The organism is Roseibium sp. MMSF_3247 (assembly GCF_030733765.1).
GTDB lineage: Bacteria > Pseudomonadota > Alphaproteobacteria > Rhizobiales > Stappiaceae > Roseibium.
In genome coordinates, this window is sequence record NZ_JASHII010000007.1 from 107,625 (window position 1) to 128,494 (window position 20,870).

Consider the following 20,870-nt stretch of genomic DNA (forward strand, 5'->3'; position numbering starts at 1 on the left):
ACACGAAAACACCCAGATGTCCGCGAACCCTGCCGATGATAGGGGGGGAGACGCGGTTGATTTGCAGAATCTCGTTGCTGCGCTCGGCAAAAGATCGATTGTCTTGGTCGGCATCATGGGGTGCGGCAAATCAACGGTGGGCAAACGTCTTGCTCAGAGGCTCGGCCTGGAATTTGTGGACGCCGACAGCGAGATTGAACGCGCCGCGAATATGACCGTTTCGGAAATTTTTGCGGAACACGGCGAACCTTATTTTCGCAGTGGTGAAGAGCGTGTGATTGCCCGGATTCTGCAAGAAGGGCCGCAGGTTCTGGCCACGGGGGGCGGTGCTTTCATGAGCGATACGACCCGGTCGGAAATTGAGGCGCATGGCCTGTCGATCTGGCTGAAGGTTGATTTTGAGACTGTCATGGCGCGGGTGCGCCGCCGCTCAACACGTCCGCTTCTGCGCAATCCGGATCCGGAAGGCACCATGCGCAAGCTGATGGCCGAACGCGAACCGGTCTATGCGCGGGCTCAGCTGACGGTGACCTCGAAAGAGGTGCCCCACGAGGCCGTGGTTGACCAGATCGTCCTGACCCTCGCAGACCACCTTTATGGACAAGGCTGACTGAGCCTTTCCTGACAACCATTGCAGTTTGGAACCCAAGCAAATGGCAAATCTGGATGCCGCTGACGCCATCACGTCGCAAGCAATGCAAACCGTTCGCGTCGACCTCGGGGCGCGCAGTTACGATATCCGCATCGGACGGAATGTTCTGGAAACTGCGGGCGCGGAAATTGCCGCGGTTCTGCCGGGCGCCAGGTTGGCGGTGATTGTGGATGAAAATGTCGCAAGACTTCACCTTGAAGCTTTTGGTGCCGGTCTGGAGAAGGCCGGGATTGACTTCACGCCGATCACGGTACCTGCCGGTGAGAGCACCAAGTGCTTTTCGCAGTTTGAGCGCTTGTGCGACGAGGTGCTGAACGCGCGGCTCGAACGCAAAGACGCAATCGTTGCGCTGGGCGGCGGTGTGGTTGGCGATTTGACGGGCTTTGTGGCATCTGCGGTGCGCCGGGGCATGGCCTTCATCCAGGTGCCAACGTCCTTGTTGGCGCAAGTCGACAGTTCCGTTGGCGGAAAAACCGGGATCAACTCACGCCATGGCAAGAACCTGATTGGCGCGTTTCATCAGCCGGCGCTCGTATTGGCCGATACCGCGATTCTGGACACGCTCACCCCGCGCGATTTCCGGGCCGGTTACGCTGAAGTCGCAAAGTATGGTCTTCTCGGTGATGCTGATTTCTTTGCGTGGGTGGAAAGCAACTGGCAGGGCATCTTTGCAGGTGGACAAGAACGGGACGAAGCTGTTGCCCGGTCCTGCCAGGCAAAGGCCGATGTTGTTGCCGCCGATGAACTGGAATCCGGTCGCCGGGCACTTCTGAATCTCGGTCATACATTCGGTCATGCGCTGGAGGGCGCGGTGTCCTATGAGACCGAGCGTCTTGTGCACGGTGAAGGTGTTTCGATCGGTATGATGCTGGCGCATGAGTTTTCCGAAACACTCGGCCTCATTGGAGCAGACACTGTCGGTCGGGTTGAGAAGCACCTGACAGATGTGGGACTACCGATCCGGATCACCGATATTCCAGGGCAACTGCCCGGTGTCGAGGTGTTCATGGATCTGATTGCGCAGGACAAGAAGGTGAGCCGGGGCGCTCTGACCTTTGTTTTGACGAGGGGAATCGGGGAAGCCTTTGTCGAAAAGGGTGTTGATCCCTATCTGGTGTCAGAGTTCTTGAAGGAAAAACTGAACCCATGACCGAGACCGCACTTTGGCTCTCAATTGCCGCCATCTTTTTTCTTCTGTTTTTGTCCGGCTTCTTTTCCGGTTCCGAAACAGCGTTGACTGCTGCGTCCCGCGCAAGGGTGCATCAGCTTGAGAAAACCGGAGACTGGCGGGCTCGGGTTGCGGGGCGTTTGATTGCCTCGAGGGAACGCTTGATTGGCGCGCTCTTACTGGGCAACAATCTGGTCAACATTCTCGCGTCAGCTCTAGCGACGACTGTCTTTCTGGCGTTGTTTGGCGAAGCTGGTGTGGCGATTGCGACCTTGGTCATGACCGCACTTGTACTGGTATTTGCGGAAGTTCTTCCGAAAACCTGGGCGATTTCCAATCCCGAGCGGTTCGCGTTGACGGTGTCGCCGATCGTGCGCGTTGTTGTCGCGGTGTTCGGCCCGGTTGTGATTGGGGTCGAATGGATCGTGCGCATGCTCCTGAAGATGCTCGGCGTGAACATTGGAGATGATGCGTCGATCCTGTCCGCGCATGAGGAACTGCGCGGTGCCGTTGATTTGCAGCACATGGAAGGCGGCCTGGAAAAAGGTGAGCGCGATCGCATCGGCGGTCTGTTGGACTTGGCTGAGCTGGAAGTCTCCGATGTGATGGTCCACCGCACAAACATGGTGGCGCTCAACGCAGATGATGACCCGGCCAATTTGGTTGAGGCAGCGCTTGCCTCCCCTCACACGCGTTTGCCGCTCTGGCGTGGGGAAAGCGATAATTTTGTAGGGGTTCTCCATGCAAAAGATTTGCTGCGCGCACTCAACCAGGCAAACGGTGACGCCGCGAAAATCAATATCCTCGAAATTGCCGGACCTGCCTGGTTCATACCGGACACGACCAGTTTGCAGGATCAACTGAATGCATTCCTGCGAAAGAAAACCCACTTCGCCCTGGTGGTGGATGAGTATGGTGAGGTTATGGGTCTCGTAACCCTGGAAGACATTCTGGAAGAGATCGTCGGCGAGATAGCAGACGAACATGATCTGGAGCTCGAAGGCTTGCGCCCGCAAGCAGACGGGTCCGTCATAGTCGATGGCTCCGTGCCGATCCGGGATCTCAATCGTGCAGCGGATTGGCACTTGCCGGATGACGAGGCAACGACCATTGCCGGTCTGGTTATCCATGAGGCGCGGATGATCCCGGAAGAGCGCCAAATCTTCACCTTCCACGGCTTCCGCTTCACGGTATTGCGGCGGGAGAAAAACCGGATCACACGTCTGCGGATTATGCCACTCAGCAAAATCCGGGCGGCAGCTTCCGCTTGATCCAATCTGTTGGTTTAGGAATTACGCGGGCTTTCTAACTTCGATGGCCAAGGCGTGAACGCTGCTGGCAAGTTCGTCGGCCAGAACCTCATTGATCGCGCGGTGCTGCCCGACACGGGACATCGACTGAAAGGCGTCAGCGGCAATTTGAACCCGGAAATGGGTCTCGCCGCCCTCACGCCAGCCACCATGCCCACGATGGTTTTCCGATTCGTCAATCACATTGAGTTGGGACGGCGCAAAAGCGGCCGTCAGCTTTTCGGTAATGGTCTGTTTCATGCTCATTTCCGGACTTTGGGGAGCATGGATGAAAAGTTCAAGTCTAGGCGTGTGCTGCACAGGCTGATATTGTCTCAGGCTGTTTGATTTCCTGAGCCCGTTTCATCGCCGAAAAGACTCTGGAAGACCGCCAAATACCACCGCCACCGGCTTGCCCGGTGGATACAAGATCCCATAATCGACCCAATGAAACTCGATTCAAAAATATTCGACAGCATCCGGGTGAAGCCGGACAAAGAGCGCAAGGAGCGGATGACCGAAGACCGGCATCCCGTTTGTGAACACCCGGGGTGCAAACGACCGGGTACACACAAGGCGCCAAAAGGTCGTGACCGCGAAGGCCAGTACTTTCACTTCTGCGTCGACCACGTTCGCGAATACAATAAGACGTATAACTATTTCACTGGCATGGGCGACGATGATGTTCGCAGTTACCAGAAGGACAGCCTGACCGGCCACCGCCCGACCTGGAAAATGGGCGTCAACCGCCAGGCGGCTGATGGACCTGACGGGTTTGACGCAAGGGCATCGATGCGCGGCAATGCACAACGCCGGGCCGAACAAGTACGCCGCCCGCGCGAAAGAAAGCTTTTGACGCTTGAAAAACGGTCGCTTGATGTGCTCAATCTGCCGTACACAGCACGTGGAAGCGAAATCAAAGCGCGCTATAAAGAACTTGTGAAATTAAACCATCCGGATGCCAATGGCGGGGATCGCTCTTCGGAAGACCGCCTGCGGGAAATCATTCAGGCGTACAACGTTCTGAAAAAGGCCGGTTTCCTCTAAGCTTGCAGGCCCCTGCTTGCTTTTCCCAAACGACCCATCCCGGCGCTCCGGGACTGCGGAGGACTGATGACTGAGACGACGACTGCGGCCATGGCGATGCCGGACACTGAAATTTCCGTCGAAGAGGTGTTTGGCTTCAAGTCGGACCTGAAAGTTCCGGCCTTTTCCACGCCGTCAGAGCATGTGCCGGAACCCGATCCCGATTATCTTTTCGACCGGGCAACGACCCTCGCGATCTTGGCGGGTTTTGCGCATAACCGCCGCGTGATGGTGACCGGCTACCACGGGACGGGCAAATCGACGCACATCGAGCAGGTTGCCTCGCGTCTCAACTGGCCGTGTATCCGGGTCAACCTCGACAGTCACATCTCGCGTATCGACCTGGTTGGTAAAGATGCGATCGTTCTGAAGGACGGTCAGCAAGTTACCGAATTCAAGGACGGTATTCTGCCGTGGGCCTATCAGCACAATGTTGCGCTGGTGTTCGACGAATACGATGCAGGCCGTCCGGACGTGATGTTCGTAATCCAGCGGATCCTGGAGTCCTCGGGCCGCCTGACGCTTCTCGACCAGAGCCGGGTCATCCGTCCGCATGCCGCCTTCCGGCTGTTCGCAACAGCGAATACGGTCGGTCTCGGCGACACGTCCGGTCTTTACCACGGCACGCAGCAGATCAACCAGGCACAGATGGACCGCTGGTCGATCGTTACCACGCTGAACTATCTGCCGCACGACAACGAAGTCGATATTGTTCTGTCGAAGGCCAAGCACTTCCAGAACGATGAAGGCCGGAACACGGTGTCCAAGATGGTTCGTCTTGCGGACATGACCCGGAACGCGTTCATCAATGGGGACCTCTCCACTGTGATGAGCCCTCGTACGGTGATCACATGGGCGGAAAACGCGGAAATCTTTGGTGATGTCGGCTTCTCCTTCCGCTTGACCTTCCTGAACAAGTGCGACGACATGGAACAGTCGCTTGTGGCAGAGTTCTATCAACGCTGCTTCGGTGAAGATCTGCCGGAATCCGCTGTCAACGTTGTAATGAGCTGAGGTCCCTATGGCGCCGCGGCCAGGTAGCAACTCTCTTCCGGGCAACAAGCCCGCCCCGACGACGGAACCGCTGAAACAGTCCGTCGCCGGAACCATGCGGGCTATATCGGGTGAGGCGGAGCTGGAAGTCACATTTTCCGGCGACCGGCCGGGCTTGTCGGGCCTGTCCGCCCGCTTGCCTGAACCGTCCCGTAAGCTGAATGCGCATGAGGTCGCGGTCACACGCGGGCTCTCTGATTCCATGGCGCTGAAGATTGCCTGTCACGACAAGGCTGTTCACGCCAAAAACATGCCCCAAGGCATGGATGCGCGGGCGATCTTCGAAGCTGTTGAGCAAGCGCGCTGTGAAGCGGTCGGTGCCCGCCGTATGCAGGGGGTGGCTGACAACCTGGCTGTGATGCTCAACGACAAGTACCGCAAGTCCGGCGCGCCGGACATCGCGAGCCGGGAAGAGGCCCCCCTTCAAGATGCTCTGTCGCTGATTGTGCGCGAACGCCTCACCGGTGCTCAGCCGCCGGAAAGTGCCGCCAAGCTGGTCGACATGTGGCGTGACTGGGTGGAGAGCAAGGCCGGCGCTGAGCTTGACAGCCTCGAAGCCGAGGTTGAGGACCAAAACGGATTTGCCTCGCGTTTGCGCGATGTTTTGAAATCTCTCGATATGGCGGATGAGCTCGGAGAACAGGACGAAGACCTGGACCCGGAGCAAAACGAGGATGAGGGCAACAACGACGAAGCGGAGACCGGGGACGACACCGAGGAGGACAGCGGTGAGCAAGAAGCCGCGCCTCAGGAAATGGAACTCTCCGGCGAAGAGCAAGATTCTGGTGATACGGAAGCCTCTGAAGCCGACTTCGACCAAATGGTCGACCAGGACATGGCCGACGATTCTGAAGAAGCTGGCGAAAGTGACCGTCAGGATCACCCGTTCTCCAACAAGCCACCTGAATCCGATTATCGGGTGTTCACGACCCAGTTTGATGAAACGATCACGGCTGAAGAGCTGTGCGACACCGCTGAGCTGGATCGCTTGCGCGGGTTCCTCGACAAGCAACTGACCCATCTGCAAGGGGCCGTGGCCCGCCTTGCCAACCGGTTGCAGCGTAAGTTGATGGCCCAGCAGAACCGGGCCTGGGATTTTGACCTTGAAGAAGGTCTTCTGGACACCGCGCGCCTGACCCGAGCTGTGACCGACCCGATGGCACCGCTAGCCTTCAAGCAAGAACGGGACACCAACTTCCGGGATACCGTCGTCACGCTTCTTCTGGACAATTCAGGTTCCATGCGCGGCCGTCCGATTACGGTGGCGGCCACCTGTGCCGACATTCTTGCACGGACCCTGGAACGGTGTGGCGTGAAAGTCGAAATTCTTGGCTTCACGACGAAAGCCTGGAAGGGCGGTCAGTCACGAGAAAGCTGGATAGGTGCTGGCAAACCACCAACACCCGGCCGGCTGAACGATCTGCGCCATATCATCTACAAGTCCGCAGATGCGCCTTGGCGGCGTGCCCGCCGCAATCTCGGCTTGATGATGCGCGAAGGCCTCTTGAAAGAGAATATTGACGGGGAGGCGCTGCTCTGGGCGCATGACCGGTTGATGGCCCGGCCGGAACAACGCCGCATCCTGATGATGATCTCAGACGGTGCACCGGTTGATGACACGACCTTGTCGGTCAACCCGGGCAACTATCTGGAGCGTCACTTGCGCCATGTGATCGAGGACATTGAAACGCGGTCGCCGGTGGAGCTGATTGCTATCGGTATCGGCCACGACGTGACACGCTACTATCGCCGGGCTGTCACCATCGTCGACGCAGAAGAACTTGCAGGCGCCATGACCGACCAGCTCGCCGACCTCTTTGATGACGAGGTCCAGATGGCGGCGCAATTCGGCAGAGGCCGTCAACGCCGGGCTGGACGCAGGTGAGCAGGTTATGAGGGCATGAGCACTTTCTTCTCCAAGTTTATAAGGACCGCTGCAGCCGGATTGGCTGCAGCGGTCCTCTCGTTTTCCGCGCCCGTGTCCGCTGAAAGCCTCCTGGATGAAGCGAAGCAGGTCCGGGTAAAGACACGGCCGATCGAGACCTTCCATACAGGTCATTCCAACACCGAGTTCGGGAAGCTGACGTTTCTGGGCGGTTTCGAGATCCTGGCTTCTGATCGCAAGACCGGCGGATTATCCGGGGTGATCAGTCTTGATGACGGCAATCGCTTGCTTGCGGTGACCGATAATGGCCACTGGGTTGCCGCAAAGGTCGAGCAAACGGACGAAGGTGCTCCAACCGGGCTGTCGGATCTGCGTTACGCGGTCCTGTTGGGTGCGGATGGAAAATCACTCAGAGCCCGCTGGGGACATGACACCGAGGCGCTGACCCTCAATGCCACCGGCCTCTACGTGTCCGCAGAGCGCAATCACGCAGTGTATCACTATGAGTGGCCGCTCCTGACCGGGGATGAAAGAATGCTTGGTCAGCTGGCCTTGCCGAAGGCGCTGGACAGATTGCCGGGCAACACGGGCATTGAAGCGTTGGCTGCAGGACCGGCAGGTGGTCCTCTTGATGGCAAGCTGATCGCGATCAGCGAAACAACACCCAGCGATGAACACGATTTCCTGGGGTTTGTCCTTGGTCCGGACGGTGCTGAAGAGTTCTCTATCAAACGCCATGACCGCTTTGATGTGACAGATGCTGCATTCTTGCCCGACGGAGACCTTCTCCTGATGGAGCGGCGCTTCAATATGAAAGACCTGATTGGTCTCAGGTTGCGGCGGCTTCCAGGCAGCGATCTCAAGGCAGGGGCTGTCTTGGACGGGGAAATCCTTCTGGAGGCGGACTTCAATTACCAGATCGATAACATGGAAGCCCTGGCCGTTCACCAGAATGCGGCCGGTGAAACCATCCTGACACTTTTGTCCGACAACAACCGCTCGCTGCTGCAACGCACCCTGCTTTTGCGCTTCCGTTTGAATGAACAATAAAAAAGGCGCCGCAATGGGCGCCTTATGAGATTTCTATTGGGCGTGGCCTTAGGCGGCTGATCCGTTTGGCTGCGGCTGGACCATGTTCAGCACGATCCGGTACGGTGCAAGCAGTGCAATAGCGACCAGTATCTTCACCATGAAGTCACCAACCGCCAGCGAAGCCCACAGCGGGACCTGGAAAGCATCGGCAACCCCGAGGAACGGAACCGGGAACGCAAGCGAGCCGTCTTCCATGCCAAAGCTGACATCGATAAAGGCGAAGGCCGCGGCAAAGGCAATCCCGAAGAACAGTAGGGTGTCGATCATGGAGCCGATCAGTGATGAGGCGATCGGTGCTTTCCACCAGGTCAAGCGGCGGAGTCGATCGAAAATCGTCACGTCGAGCAGTTGAGCAACAAGAAACGCTGTTCCTGAGGCGACGAGAATCCGAGGGGTCGTGAAGGCTTCATCAAACGTCCAGAACACCATCGGGACAACAATCGCAATCACAAAACCGGTGAGAACGACTTTCCGGGCTGCGGACGGGCCAAAGCGCCGGTTCGTCAGGTCGGTGACGAGAAACGCGATCGGATAGGTGAAGGCGCCCCACGTAAGCAAGTCTGCCAGATTAACTCCGGCCAGCGTGTGCTCGACTGGGAACTGGACCAAAAAATTCGAGGCCACAACGACAATCGCCATCGCGAAGACCGCGATGGCGAGATCGGCCACGGAGAAACTCCGGGTTTTTTCCATTTTTGACCCCTTAAGGGTTAAGCAGCAGCAGCTTCTTCCTGCTTACGCTTGATGCTGACTTTGATCTTGCGTGCATTGTCGGAAAGCTCAGCGTCGGAAGCTTTCATCAGGTACGCATCAAGGCCGCCACGGTGCTCAACAGAACGCAGAGCATGGGCGCTGACTTTCAGCTTGAATGTTTCGCCGAGCGTGTCGCTCATCAGGGACACGTTGCACAGGTTCGGCAGGAACCGGCGACGGGATTTGTTGTTTGCGTGAGAGACGTTGTTGCCTGTCATCACGTCTTTGCCAGAGAGTTCGCAACGGCGAGCCATCATATCACCTTTTGTTTTTGTGGCTGGGCCGTTACAGGAACCCAGCAAGACCAACCGGAAGCGGCGCGGACCTGAGGTCCGGCGACATCGTCTCCGGCAATTCTCGGAAAAAAGTTGCCCCGCTATAAAGGGAGTGCGCACGAACGTCAAGACATCTGCGCGCCTTTGATGCGATTCCTTACTTTTATTCCGCATTCGGCAATGTGTTAACCAGTGAGTTACCAAGATTTAGAAGAATTGACACGGTTCGCCAGGGTGATTTCATGCTATTGTTGACCTTGCGGAACATCCTTGGCGCGGGGGCGCGAACGCCGCCGGCAGTGCGGCGCGGAGGTTTTGAAGTGATTGGTATAAAGTCAATTGGACGGATGGCAGTTCTGCCGTTTCTGGCAGGAGCTCTCCTGATTACTCCGGCGCACGCTAAGAAGAGCACCGTCGGGGGTGTCTATTCCATATCGATTGCCGGGTTCAAGGTTGCTCGAGGGACGCTCTCTCTGGTGATGCAAGGCAACGCCTATTCGGCAAAAGTCGCGATGGCGCCGGCTGGGATCGGAACATTGTTTTCGACCGGAAAGGGCGGCGCTGAGGCATCCGGCTGGCTTGTCGGTTCCAAGGTGGTGCCGTCTAAGTACCGCATGGCCTCTCATGCGGCCAATCTGGATTTCTATGTCAACCTCAACCAGGGCTCGGGCAACATCCGGTCCATGGAGGTAACACCGCAATTCAAGCCGAATGCGGAGCGCATAAAGGTGACAAACCGCCATCGCCGCAACGCGATGGATCCCCTAAGTGCTGCGTTGATGCCGGTTAGGCGGGCAAAGGACAGCCTCGGTCCGAAAGCCTGTTCGCGCAAATTGCCGATTTTTGACGGTTGGACCCGGTTCGACATCAAGCTGTCCTACCAGGGCACCAAGGAAGTTTCCGGCCGCGGTTATGACGGTCTGGTCGTGGTTTGCAAAGCCAAATGGGTTCCGGTTGCCGGTCACCGTCCATCCAAAGAGTCGGTGAAGTACATGGCAAAGGCGCCCATGGAGATTTGGCTGGCGCCGATGGGCCGGGACAATGTTCTGGTGCCTTACCGGATTTCGATTGCAACGAAAAATGGCCGATTGCTGGTTGAGGCTTCCAAACTCAACATTGATGGCAATGGCAGTGACCGGGCCGCACGATAACTTTATTTCCGGAATCCAACCTCCTGCGTTCGATGGTCTTCTATTGAATGCCAAGCCAGTCTGTTGCAGAAGTTGATCAGGCTGGCGGGATCTGAGTTGCCGGGAAAGCTTGCACCGCTTCCCGTCTCTTGATACAGCCCTGATAACCATGCCGGTGGGACACCTGTGCTACCGGCTCTTGATTTTCGGCTCCGTAAAAAGCTGCGGGTCCGACATGTTTCAGGTTAGCGAGTACATGCACAGCTATTTGGAATTCGAAAAGCCCGTCGCCGACATCGAAGGCAAGATCCAGGAATTGCGGGCATTGGCCGCAGAAGATGGTGAAGCTGTTCATGTTGAAAGCGAGATCGACCGGCTGAAAACGAAGTCCGCGCAGACGCTGAAAGACATCTACGCGAAGCTGACACCCTGGCAGAAAACACTCGTGGCTCGTCATCCGGACCGGCCGCATGCGATTGAATACATCACCGGACTGATCGAGGATTTTACTCCGCTCGCAGGTGATCGGAACTTCGCTGAAGACCATGCGCTTGTGGCTGGCATTGGCCGGTTCCGTGGCCAGTCCGTTGCCGTGCTTGGCCAGGAAAAAGGGCACGATACTGAAACCCGGCTGAAACACAACTTCGGCATGGTCCGCCCGGAAGGCTACCGCAAGGCTGTGCGCGTCATGGAAATGGCTGAGCGTTTCGGTTTGCCGCTAATTTCTTTCGTGGACACATCCGGTGCTTATCCAGGCCGCGGTGCCGAAGAGCGTGGTCAATCCGAGGCTATTGCCCGGTCGACGGATGCCGGCCTTGGGCTTGGAACGCCGTCTGTTGCCGTGGTGATCGGTGAGGGCGGCTCAGGTGGCGCGATCGCAGTTGCCACGGCCAACAAGGTCTTGATGATGGAACATGCCATCTATTCGGTGATTTCGCCGGAAGGGGCGGCATCCATCTTGTGGCGCGACAGCGCAAAGGCTCAGGACGCAGCAACAGCTCTCAAGATCACAGCTCAGGATTTGAAACAGCTGGGTGTCATCGACAGCATTGTCGATGAACCGGTTGGCGGCGCGCATCGTGCCCGTGAGATTGTCATCGACACCGCCGGATCCGCGATCGAGGAAGAGTTGAAGCAACTGGCCGGGCTGAGTGCCGATCAGCTGCGCAAGCAGCGGCGGGAGAAGTTCATCGCTATTGGCCGGACGCTCTCTTGATCCGTCTTTTCTGACGAAATTTTGATGAAAGGCCGCCACTTGGCGGCTTTTCGCCATTGTGTGGCCAGATTCTGCCGTCACTGAGGCAGAACTGCGAAAAGAGCCAGCGGGATAGCTGTGTTTATCACCGGATTGTGGTTCGCTGCCTTTCTGCAGATACAGTAACGTATCATCAACCATACTTGCCTAGCTTGGTCTTTGGGGGCGAGATGGGAGTTTTGGCCAGCCGATACTAAAACGGCTGAACAAGATCCGATCAGTTTGGGACAGGTATATGATCTTCGGGCGTTTCTCGTCTTCAGCGGAAAACCGGCAGGCGGACCATCAACGTATGCATAAACGTGCGTACACCCGCGTTGCAGCCGTACTTTTGGCCGGCGTGTTGGTCGGATGCCAGGCCGACGACTTCGCTTCTGGTCCCAACAAGCACAAAGCTCCTGTGAGCGCGTCCATCAAGCGCAAGATGGCCGACCTCAACATGCCGTCCACGTCACCGATCATGATCCGGATTTTCAAGGAAGAATCCGAACTGGAGGTCTGGAAGCAGACGCGGACGGGTAAATTCAAGCTCCTGGAAGAGTTCGAGATCTGCAAATGGTCCGGCAAACTTGGACCGAAATTCAAGGAAGGTGACCGTCAGGCCCCGGAAGGCTTTTACGAGGTGACGCCGGCCTTGATGAACCCGAACTCCAGTTACCATCTGGCGTTCAACCTTGGGTTTCCAAACCGGTATGACCAAGCCCATGGGAGGACCGGCTCGCATCTGATGGTTCACGGCGCGTGTTCTTCGCGCGGCTGTTACGCCATGACAGATGAACAGGTGCAGGATATCTACGCGCTGGCCCGCGACAGCTTCAAGGGCGGGGCACGGTCTTTCCAGGTACAGGCATTCCCGTTCCGGATGACGCCAGAAAACCTGGCAAAGCATCACGACAGTGAGCACTTGGCATTCTGGAAGATGCTCAAGACCGGATATGATCATTTCGAAGTGACCAACACGCCTCCGGCAATCTCTGTCTGCGAAAAGAAGTACGTCTTTGATGCAACCCCGTTGGTTGATGGGGTGCCGTTCCGTGCCAGTGCAAAATGTCCGGCTTATGAAGTCAGCCCGCGTATTGCCATGGCGGTTGCGGCCAAGCAGAACCGCGACAGCGAAAAGTTTGAGGCCATCGTGGCCCGGCTTGATGCCCGCGAAGAGCGCAAGCAGCGGTGGGAAGACCGGCAAAGCCAGATTGCCGAAGTCCTGAGCTTCGGTGACGAGGGTACAGAAGAGCCTGTCGCCGCCGCATCAGAAGCTGCACCGGCAGAGACCCCACCAACGGCCGTCGCAAACGCCGATTCTCCGGCGGAAAATCAACCGGTGGAAGCCGCCTTTGCGGCCAACAATGAAAGCCGGACGAGCTCCACAGCCAACTTCTTCAAGCGCTGGGTGCCCTTCGGACCCAAGGCTGCAGAAGCTGGTGTTGGTCCGATCGCAACCGACGTTGTGCCTGCTCAAAAACCCTAAAAATCGCCCCTACCTGGTGAGCTTGGGCAGCCCGGTAGAAACACCCTCTCGGATGACGGCAGGATCATAGGCCTTGCGCCCAAAGACCTCGCGCAGCATCGGCTCGAAAGTCTCCAGCGGTTCGCTACCGTAGTCCGGATCGAAGGACGCCTGATCCCAACGCTCGCAGAAATCCGCGCACGCCTGGAAGTGTGGGTGATCCTTGAACTGGTCGCGGGCGTTTTCATCCCAGTTGTAGTGCTTAGCGTAGTAAAGCATCTGAAAGATGCCATGGTGTTCAACCACCCAGGCGACCTCGTCGCGCACGAACGGCCGGATAACTTCGGCGGAAAACCGGTCGTGGTTCTGCGGTGCCAAGCCATCACCGATATCATGCAAGAGCGCGCCAACCACCCAGTCGATGTCGGCGCCTTCCCGGAGCGCACGGGTTGCCGATTGCAGGCCATGCTCCATCCGGGTGATCTTGTAACCCGTCATGGTGTCCTCGCCCTGCCGTTTCAGCTCGGCGAGGATCCGCTCTGCGGTCGCAGCATGAAACGGCTTTTCGGCCTCCGCCAGAAGATCGTAATCCTCCTTGGTGCCGTCCTTCATCTGTGTGAAAGAGACCGTTTTCATCAGCTTGCCTCCAGTTGGTTTTTGAACCGGAACGCTCGCCGATTTGGTTTGGAAAGTCTATCCCGTTATTTCGGCATCAACGCCCAGTAGTCGAAGTCGAGAATGACGCCGTCTTCGTACTTGCCGTCGGCATCCTTCAGCGGGTAATCGGCACAGGCGCGGTTTTTCGTGGCGACGAGCCGCAGCCGCAGGGCGGCAACGTCTGACCGGCCATCGATCTCTGCCTTTTCCAGAACTTCCGACCAGGCATAGACGGTGTCGCCGGCGAAGAGTGGGGCTACATGTCGGCCGCCATTAATTCCGGCAACATGGAAGGCATTGGCAAGGCCATTGAAGGACAGCGCCCGGGCCAGCGAAATCACATGGCCGCCATAGATCAGGCGTTTGCCGAAGCGGCTTTCTGCTTCCGTGTGCAGGTTGAAATGCACCTTGGCCGTGTTCTGGTAGAGCCGGGTTGCCATCTGGTGCTCGGCCTCTTCACCGGTCATGCCGTCGACATGGTCGATTTTTTCGCCCACTTCGTAGTCGGCCCAGCGGAATGGCGAGCCGGAGAGGTCATTTTCCCAGTGTACGGTATCAAGCAGCGGGACGGCGTTGCCGAGCGCCTGCGGGTCGATGGCGGCGGGCAGATCCGGCACAACGGCATCGGGCGGCGGGCTGGTCACATCGCGCTTTTTCACCATGACCCAGCGCACATAATCCAGGACTTCCGTGCCGTCGTCCGAATAGCCGGTGGAGCGCACATAGACGACGCCGGTTTTGCCGTTGGAGTTTTCCTTCTTGCCGATCACTTCGGAGACGGTCGACAGTGTGTCGCCTGGATAAACCGGCGCAAGAAACCGGCCGCCGGCATAGCCGAGATTGGCAACCGCGTTCAGCGAGATATCCGGTACGGTCTTGCCGAAGACCACGTGAAACGTCAGGAGATCGTCCACCGGAGCGTGGGCATAACCGAGCGCACGGGCGAAAGCATCGGAGGACTGAACTGCGAAACGGGAGCCGTAAAGCGCGGTGTACAGCGCCTGGTCGCCGGATGTGATGGTGCGCGGTGTGGCGTGTTTGATCACCTGACCGATTTGAAAGTCCTCGAAAAAATTACCCGCGTTCGTCTTGCTCACCCGTGCCTCCCGTGAAATTTGCGTTGGCCGGATTAAACCTGTTTGCGCCGCACAAGAAAAGGCCCCCAAAAGGCGAAAGGGCGCCGACTATCAGCGAATGCCCGTCAAGTGTTGGCGGCACGGGTTTTCCGGACCTGTCCCGGCGGTACGTGAAACACCCGTTTGAAGGCGCGGTTAAAGGCTGGTTCCGACTGGTAGCCAAGACTGGCCGAAATGGCGGCGATGGGCTGGTTCGTCTCCAGGAGCCGTGCACGGGCAAGATGCATCCGCCAGACGGTCAGATATTCAATTGCCGGCATCCCAACGAGTTCTGTGAAACGGGCAGAGAACGCCGAACGCGACATGCCGGCAACATCGCCCAGCGTTTCCAGCGTCCAGCTCTCGGCCGGAGCGCGGTGGATTGCCAGCACGGCCCGGCCGATCTGCGGATCGCGGGCGGCTTTCAACCAGCCTCTGTTGGCTTCCGGGGCCGTGTTGATCCAGCGTCGGATTGCCTCGATCACCACAACATCGGCAAGCCGCGTAATCACAGTTTCTCCGCCCGGTCTGAGCTCCCGCGCTTCCCTCGCGATGAATTGCAGCGTGCCCTGCAACCAGCTGCCGGCATCTTCGGTCCAGGTGTCGATCTTCAAGACTTCAGGCAAGAGCTGCATCAACAGCCCGCTTGCAGCATGATCAAGGCGGACGATGCCGTACATGATGCTGGTTTCCTCACCGCCGCCGCCAAACTCCAGCGTTTCATAGAGCTCAGTGACTTTCCGGATTGGCAATTCATCAAGTGTCAGCAGCGGTGTATCCAAATCGCTTCGGAAATTGAGTTCCTGCCCCTTGGTCATCAGCACCAGGTTGCCCTTTTCAACCTGAAACGAGTCACCGCCCCCGACCGTCATCCAGCAGCGCCCGCCGATGATCACGGCGAAACTCATCACATTGTCAAAGCCCGGGATTGCAACGCCCCAGGGGGCGGTAAGCCGGGACTGGCAATAAAATGTGCCGGTGAGTTTTAGAAGGTGCAGGATTTCACCAAGAGGGTCGCCAAGCGGCTGGGCAATGGCATTCGGGTTCGGCACATGTGGGGTCGCAGTCATCATCATGGGCAAGATAGTGACACGAAGTTTCCTGTTCGTCCAACCTATCTGGACGATCGGATAAGAAGTGAGGACGTTCGAGAATTGTTCGTCTCTCCGAAATCCATATCTTCGGGTCATCGCAACAGTTGATCCGGAGCGGACCCATGCAAGACAAAACCATTCTCGTAATCGGCGCGACCGGCAAGACCGGCTCCCGCATCGCCAAATCGCTTGAAGATAAGGGCATTTCCGTTCGCCGCGGTTCGCGCAGCGCGCAGGTGCCGTTTGATTGGGAGCAGCCGCAAACCTGGGGTCCGGCGCTTCAGGGCGTCTCGGCTGCTTATGTGTCTTACTTTCCCGACATTGCCGTGCCCGGCGCTGTGGAGCAGGTCGAGGCGTTCGCCAAGGTGGCCCAGGATGCAGGTGTTGAAAAACTTGTGCTTTTGACCGGCCGCGGTGAGCATCACGCGGAACGCGCCGAAGAAGTTGTCCGCACGTCCGGACTTGCCTTCACCATCGTCCGTGCGGCCTGGTTTGCGCAGAATTACTCGGAAGGCGCATTGTTTGAGCCCGTTATGGCCGGTGTGCTGCCGATGCCGGGCGGTGATATCCGCGAACCGATCGTCGATGTCGATGACATTGCAGCGGTGGCGGTCGCCGCGCTGACCGAGGACGGGCATGACGGCGAACTCTACGAGGTCACCGGTCCGCGCCTTTTGAGCTTTGCCGATATGGCGCAAGAGCTTTCTACTGCGATCGGACGCCCTGTTCAGCATCTGCCGATCTCCTTCGAAGAGTTCCATGCAGAAGTTGCCCGTTCCAGCGGCGAGATGATCGCCGGTGTCATTACCGAGATCGCCCGCGAAACACTGGATGGCCGCAACGCCCACCTTGCCGATGGGGTGCAGCGCGCTCTTGGCCGCCTGCCGAAAGATTTTGCGGATTATGCCCGGGATGCGGCGCGCTCCGGTGCCTGGTCGGCAGCTGCCTGACGGGTGTGAAGAAGGAGATCGATCATGCATATCTCATGGTTTGACAGAGCAATCCTTGGCGTCGCCGGCGTAACGGCCCTCGGCATCGGCCTTGCCATCACCGCCGTACCGGCAGGCTTTTACGCCGCCTATGACATCGTCCTTGGCAGCAATCCGAGCCTTTTGAATGAGCTGCGCGCGCCGGGTGCCAACCTTGCAGCGCTTGGGGCACTCATTCTGGCCGGAGCGTTCCTGTCTGGTGTGAGCCGACTATCCGCAGCGCTTGGTGCCACCGTGTTTCTCGCCTATGCGTTTGGCCGGTTTGTCAGCATGGGTCTGGACGGCGCACCGCACAGCGGGCTGGTGACGGCGCTGGTGGTTGAGCTGGTGATTGGCGGGCTGTGCCTCTTGAGTTTGGTGCGGCAGATCAATGCAGTCCGGTTTTCAACGCTCACGCAAAGGACCGCCTGACCGGGAACTTCTCCAGCAGTTTGGTTCCGGCTCAGAGGTCGGGACGGCACGAACAGGCACAGCGCAATCAGGCACGGCGCAATGAGACTGCGCCAGAACCAAAAGCGCCGCGAGGACCTCCTCCGGCGTTTTTGATGTGTCGCCCCCCGTTTGGCACAGGAGTGGCGGGGCGCGCCAGGCTTTGCCTTGCGCTACTTGTTAAAAATGTTTCTTCGGCAAAAGCTGTCACGCCCCGCCCGGGCTGTTTCTCATGGCAATGGTGGATCCGCCTCACGAACAGACGCTTGGGTGTTGCCACCCCCGCACCGCGCCCTCCGCAGCCGCACCGCTCCACCCGGGTCTACGGTCCCCGGGATCATTGACCACCGGACCTGCCAGGAAAGAACCGTTACCTCTTTCCCCCAGCCCCGCCCGGCTTGTTCCCTCCCAAGGGACGGTCCCCCGGAAAGCCCGTTGAACAAGCACGGGGAGAAGTATACGGGCAGGGGTGAGGGGCGTGGATAAGATTCTTTGCGGGGCTTTATTCGCATTGCCGTCCCGGACTTGATCCGTGATCTGTTTGTCCGGTTTGGGTCCCGGCTCGGAGGCCGGGACGGCGTGGAGAAGGAACAGTCTCAGCAAAACACCACTGCGGTCATCCCCGCTTCATGCGGGGATCCACATACCCTACTTCCAAACCGAGAGCTATCGGTTCAAGTCCACATAGAGGTCCCGCCAATTCGGATTGGCCGCTTCGATCGTCCGAATCTTCCAGGCTCTCGGCCAGCGTTTCAGGCGCTTTTCGCGCCGCATGGCGTCTTCGGGTGTTTCAAAGATCTCATAATAAACCAGCCTCGTCACGTCATAGCGGCGGGTGAAGCCTTCGGCCTGTTTTTCGCGGTGCTCATGAATACGGCGTGCGAGGTTGTTGGTCACCCCGGTGTAAAACGTTCCTTTCTTGCGGCTCGCCAACAGGTAGACATAAAACGCCATAAGATATTGTGAGCGCGATTGGATCCCCGCACAAGGCGGGGATGACTACCGAAGGAAAAGGCAACGTCGCACCAGACTTTTAGCCGTCACTTCGCACTTGTTCCCTGGCCCATGCGTTTCCAGAGTGGCAAAAATAGTGAGCAGTCAAAGCCCAACCCACTGGCGCCATCCCCGCCTCGTGCGGGATCCATGGGTTTCTGACTGTTCAGGAGGAGGTGGCGTAGTTTTGGCGTTTGGAGCGGCCGCATTTCTCCGGCCGATGCTGCCCAGTGGATTGGATCCCCGCACACCTCCGCTTAGCGGGGCGGGGATGACCGGGTGCGGGGAATGGCGTTTGCCAAGCCCGCTGCGGTTGTTCTGAAGTTGATCCAGGGATTCTCGCTCCGAGAACGCCATGGAAAAGGTAAGGCCCCACCAAACCCATCGGCTGTCATCCCCGCCTTGTGCGGGGATCCATTGGCTCCGGAGTTATCTGGAAGGGGCGGAGACGGAGGGGAGCCCATGATGGTCAAGCATGGGATGAAGGCAGGAGAATTTGATAAAAACAAAAAGCCCGGATCTTTCGACCCGGGCTCTTCAAATTCAGACCATCTAGAAAATCAGAAAACTCAGGCGCTTTCTTTTTTCATGGCGCGTTCCTGGCGCTTGCGCTCGTGCGGGTCGAGTTCGGCCTTGCGCAGGCGGATGCTGGATGGGGTGACTTCGACCAGCTCGTCGTCCGCGATGTAGGAGAGCGCCGCTTCCAGCGTCAGGCGGATCGGAGTGGTGAGTTTTACCGCATCGTCCTTGCCGGCAGAGCGGATGTTGGTCAGCTGCTTGCCTTTCAGGACGTTGACTTCCAGATCGTTGCCGCGGGTGTGCTCGCCCACGATCATGCCCGGATACACCTTGGTGCCCGGATCGATCATCATCGGGCCGCGGTCTTCCAGGTTGAACAGCGCGTATGCCACGGCTTCGCCCGTGCCGTTGGACAGAAGAACGCCCGTGTGACGGCCTGTGATCGGGCCCTTGTAGGCCTCATAGGCGTGGAACAGGCGGTTGAAGATCGCAGAGCCGCGGGTGTCGGACATCAGTTCGGCCTGGTAGCCGATGAGACCGCGGGTCGGGGCGTGGAACACCAGACGGGTGCGGCCGCCGCCGGACGGCTTCATTTCCAGAAGGTCGGCTTTGCGTTCCTGAAGTTTCTGAACGACGGCGCCGGAGAATTCCTCATCAACATCGATGATGACTTCCTCGATCGGCTCCAGACGGTTGCCGGCCTCATCGAATTGATAAACAACGCGCGGACGGCCGACGCCGAGCTCAAAGCCTTCACGGCGCATGTTCTCGATCAGGATCGCCAGCAGAAGTTCGCCGCGGCCGGAAACGATGAAGGCATCCGGCTCGTCGGTGTCTTCAACCTTCAGCGCGACGTTGCCTTCGGCTTCCTTCATCAGGCGTTCGCGGATAACGCGGGACTGAACCTTGGAGCCTTCTGTGCCGGCGAGCGGGCTGTCGTTGACGCGGAAGGTCATGGAGAGGGTTGGCGGGTCGATCGGCTGGGCCTGGATCGGCTCGTCAACACCCGGTGCGCAGAGCGTGTCGGCAACGGTTGCCTTGGTCAGCCCCGCAATTGCGACGATGTCGCCGGCTTCACCCTTTTCGATCGGCTGACGCTCCAGACCGCGGAAGGCGAGGATTTTCGAGACACGGCCGGTCTCGATCTGCTTGCCGTCGCGCGACAGGGCCTTGATGGCCATGTTTGGCGTCGCCGTACCGGAAACGACACGGCCTGTCAGGATGCGGCCGAGGAACGGGTCGGATTCGATTGTTGTCGCCAGCAGCTTGAACTCGCCGTCTTCGGCTTCCGGCTCGGCGACCTTGTCCAGAACCATGTCGAACAGCGGATCCATGTTGTCCTGCGGTCCATCCGGCTCCAGCGCCATCCATTCCTGCTTGGCAGAGCCGTAAAGGACCGGGAAGTCGAGTTGGTCTTCGTTGGCATCGAGGGAAGCGAACAGGTCGAACACTTCGTCCAGAACTTCGTCGGCGCGCTGTTCCGGCTTGTCGATCTTGTTGATGGCAACGATCGGTTTCAGGCCGAGTTTCAGCGCCTTGCCAAGAACGAATTTCGTTTGCGGCATCGGGCCTTCGGCAGCGTCGACCAGAAGGATCACGCCGTCGACCATGTGCAGGATGCGCTCCACCTCGCCGCCGAAGTCGGCGTGGCCAGGGGTGTCGACGATGTTGATACGGGTGTCTTTCCAGACCAGCGAGGTCACCTTCGCCAGGATGGTAATGCCACGCTCGCGCTCGATGTCGTTGGAGTCCATCATGCGTTCTTCGGTGCGCTGGTTGTCGCGGAACGCACCGGATTGCTTCAGGAGGACGTCGATCAGAGTGGTTTTGCCATGGTCGACGTGCGCGATGATGGCAATGTTACGCAGTTTCATGAGTAGGCTCCAAAAGACATGAAGCGGGTCCCATGGGAACCCGCAGCACGTCTGGATATGAATTTCCGGGATCGGCTGCAGTCTGGTTCTGCCGGGCCGAATTTGGCGCCTTTAT

Annotated in this window: 20 protein-coding genes; 12 read left to right on the forward strand and 8 right to left on the reverse strand. The window is 58.4% G+C overall.

Features of this window, described 5'->3' with window-relative positions; translation table 11 throughout:
* The first annotated feature begins 16 nt into the window (after positions 1 to 16).
* The 3 genes from RBB44_RS20985 to RBB44_RS20995 are packed head-to-tail and all read left to right on the forward strand — an operon-like array spanning position 17 to position 3,091.
* Complete coding sequence (locus RBB44_RS20985; protein ID WP_306149785.1) at positions 17 to 610, forward strand: shikimate kinase; 594 nt, start codon at positions 17 to 19, stop codon at positions 608 to 610.
* Between the two features lie 43 nt (positions 611 to 653).
* Positions 654 to 1,802 carry a 3-dehydroquinate synthase gene (gene aroB / locus RBB44_RS20990; RefSeq protein ID WP_306149701.1) on the forward strand — a complete coding sequence of 383 codons (1,149 nt, stop codon included), beginning with the start codon at positions 654 to 656 and terminating at the stop codon, positions 1,800 to 1,802.
* Positions 1,799 to 3,091, forward strand: a complete 1,293-nt coding sequence (locus RBB44_RS20995) for an HlyC/CorC family transporter (protein ID WP_133952379.1) — start codon at positions 1,799 to 1,801, stop codon at positions 3,089 to 3,091. The genes aroB and RBB44_RS20995 overlap by 4 nt, the downstream gene beginning before the upstream one ends.
* 21 nt (positions 3,092 to 3,112) lie before the next feature.
* Here RBB44_RS20995 and RBB44_RS21000 read toward each other — a convergent pair whose 3' ends face one another.
* Positions 3,113 to 3,376 (reverse strand): BolA family transcriptional regulator, encoded by a 264-nt coding sequence (locus RBB44_RS21000; RefSeq protein ID WP_306149700.1) that lies wholly within the window; start codon positions 3,374 to 3,376, stop codon positions 3,113 to 3,115.
* 180 nt (positions 3,377 to 3,556) lie between these two features.
* On the opposite strand from RBB44_RS21000, the gene RBB44_RS21005 reads away from it, so the two are divergent.
* From RBB44_RS21005 to RBB44_RS21020, 4 genes are all read left to right on the forward strand, one after another.
* Positions 3,557 to 4,156 carry a DnaJ domain-containing protein gene (locus RBB44_RS21005; protein WP_133952375.1) on the forward strand — a complete coding sequence of 200 codons (600 nt, stop codon included), beginning with the start codon at positions 3,557 to 3,559 and terminating at the stop codon, positions 4,154 to 4,156.
* Positions 4,157 to 4,222: 66 nt separating this feature from the next.
* Positions 4,223 to 5,209, forward strand: a complete 987-nt coding sequence (cobS, locus tag RBB44_RS21010; RefSeq protein WP_008192290.1) for a cobaltochelatase subunit CobS — start codon at positions 4,223 to 4,225, stop codon at positions 5,207 to 5,209.
* A 7-nt stretch (positions 5,210 to 5,216) separates the two neighbouring features.
* Positions 5,217 to 7,133 carry a cobaltochelatase subunit CobT gene (gene cobT, locus RBB44_RS21015; RefSeq protein ID WP_306149699.1) on the forward strand — a complete coding sequence of 639 codons (1,917 nt, stop codon included), beginning with the start codon at positions 5,217 to 5,219 and terminating at the stop codon, positions 7,131 to 7,133.
* 15 nt (positions 7,134 to 7,148) lie between these two features.
* On the forward strand, positions 7,149 to 8,183 hold the full coding sequence (locus RBB44_RS21020; RefSeq protein WP_306149698.1) for an esterase-like activity of phytase family protein: 1,035 nt from the start codon (positions 7,149 to 7,151) through the stop codon (positions 8,181 to 8,183).
* 48 nt (positions 8,184 to 8,231) lie between these two features.
* Here the strand turns inward: RBB44_RS21020 and RBB44_RS21025 are convergent, their stop codons facing one another.
* The gene (locus RBB44_RS21025) at positions 8,232 to 8,918 is read right to left on the reverse strand and encodes a queuosine precursor transporter (RefSeq protein WP_306149697.1); all 687 of its coding nucleotides are present in this window, start codon (positions 8,916 to 8,918) and stop codon (positions 8,232 to 8,234) included.
* 17 nt (positions 8,919 to 8,935) lie between these two features.
* Positions 8,936 to 9,232 (reverse strand): 50S ribosomal protein L28, encoded by a 297-nt coding sequence (gene rpmB, locus RBB44_RS21030; protein ID WP_055671930.1) that lies wholly within the window; start codon positions 9,230 to 9,232, stop codon positions 8,936 to 8,938.
* Positions 9,233 to 9,495: 263 nt separating this feature from the next.
* On the opposite strand from rpmB, the gene RBB44_RS21035 reads away from it, so the two are divergent.
* From RBB44_RS21035 to RBB44_RS21045, 3 genes are all read left to right on the forward strand, one after another.
* Positions 9,496 to 10,404 carry a DUF3108 domain-containing protein gene (locus RBB44_RS21035; RefSeq protein WP_209176196.1) on the forward strand — a complete coding sequence of 303 codons (909 nt, stop codon included), beginning with the start codon at positions 9,496 to 9,498 and terminating at the stop codon, positions 10,402 to 10,404.
* A 235-nt stretch (positions 10,405 to 10,639) separates the two neighbouring features.
* Positions 10,640 to 11,599, forward strand: coding sequence for an acetyl-CoA carboxylase carboxyltransferase subunit alpha (locus RBB44_RS21040; protein WP_133952638.1), 960 nt, complete (start codon positions 10,640 to 10,642; stop codon positions 11,597 to 11,599).
* Positions 11,600 to 11,930: 331 nt separating this feature from the next.
* Positions 11,931 to 13,106 (forward strand): murein L,D-transpeptidase family protein, encoded by a 1,176-nt coding sequence (locus RBB44_RS21045; protein WP_306149696.1) that lies wholly within the window; start codon positions 11,931 to 11,933, stop codon positions 13,104 to 13,106.
* 9 nt (positions 13,107 to 13,115) lie between these two features.
* Here the strand turns inward: RBB44_RS21045 and RBB44_RS21050 are convergent, their stop codons facing one another.
* The 3 genes from RBB44_RS21050 to RBB44_RS21060 all read right to left on the reverse strand — a co-directional run bounded on the left by RBB44_RS21050 (position 13,116) and on the right by RBB44_RS21060 (position 15,927).
* A complete protein-coding gene (locus RBB44_RS21050) occupies positions 13,116 to 13,721 on the reverse strand; it encodes an HD domain-containing protein (RefSeq protein WP_306149695.1) in 606 nt (201 codons plus the stop codon).
* A gap of 65 nt (positions 13,722 to 13,786) precedes the next feature.
* Positions 13,787 to 14,839: a MaoC family dehydratase gene (locus RBB44_RS21055; RefSeq protein ID WP_306149694.1), complete on the reverse strand. Its 1,053-nt coding sequence runs from the start codon at positions 14,837 to 14,839 to the stop codon at positions 13,787 to 13,789.
* A gap of 104 nt (positions 14,840 to 14,943) precedes the next feature.
* Positions 14,944 to 15,927, reverse strand: coding sequence for an AraC family transcriptional regulator (locus RBB44_RS21060; protein WP_306149693.1), 984 nt, complete (start codon positions 15,925 to 15,927; stop codon positions 14,944 to 14,946).
* A 146-nt stretch (positions 15,928 to 16,073) separates the two neighbouring features.
* Here RBB44_RS21060 and RBB44_RS21065 point away from each other — a divergent pair, with 146 nt between their 5' ends.
* Both RBB44_RS21065 and RBB44_RS21070 read left to right on the forward strand, forming a co-directional pair.
* Positions 16,074 to 16,901 (forward strand): NAD(P)H-binding protein, encoded by an 828-nt coding sequence (locus tag RBB44_RS21065; protein WP_306149692.1) that lies wholly within the window; start codon positions 16,074 to 16,076, stop codon positions 16,899 to 16,901.
* Between the two features lie 24 nt (positions 16,902 to 16,925).
* On the forward strand, positions 16,926 to 17,351 hold the full coding sequence (locus tag RBB44_RS21070) for a DUF4345 domain-containing protein (protein WP_306149691.1): 426 nt from the start codon (positions 16,926 to 16,928) through the stop codon (positions 17,349 to 17,351).
* A gap of 684 nt (positions 17,352 to 18,035) precedes the next feature.
* On the opposite strand, the gene RBB44_RS21075 is transcribed toward RBB44_RS21070, so the two are convergent.
* Both RBB44_RS21075 and typA read right to left on the reverse strand, forming a co-directional pair.
* A complete protein-coding gene (locus RBB44_RS21075; RefSeq protein WP_306149690.1) occupies positions 18,036 to 18,323 on the reverse strand; it encodes a GIY-YIG nuclease family protein in 288 nt (95 codons plus the stop codon).
* A gap of 608 nt (positions 18,324 to 18,931) precedes the next feature.
* On the reverse strand, positions 18,932 to 20,755 hold the full coding sequence (gene typA, locus RBB44_RS21080; RefSeq protein WP_133952357.1) for a translational GTPase TypA: 1,824 nt from the start codon (positions 20,753 to 20,755) through the stop codon (positions 18,932 to 18,934).
* Positions 20,756 to 20,870: the final 115 nt, after the last annotated feature.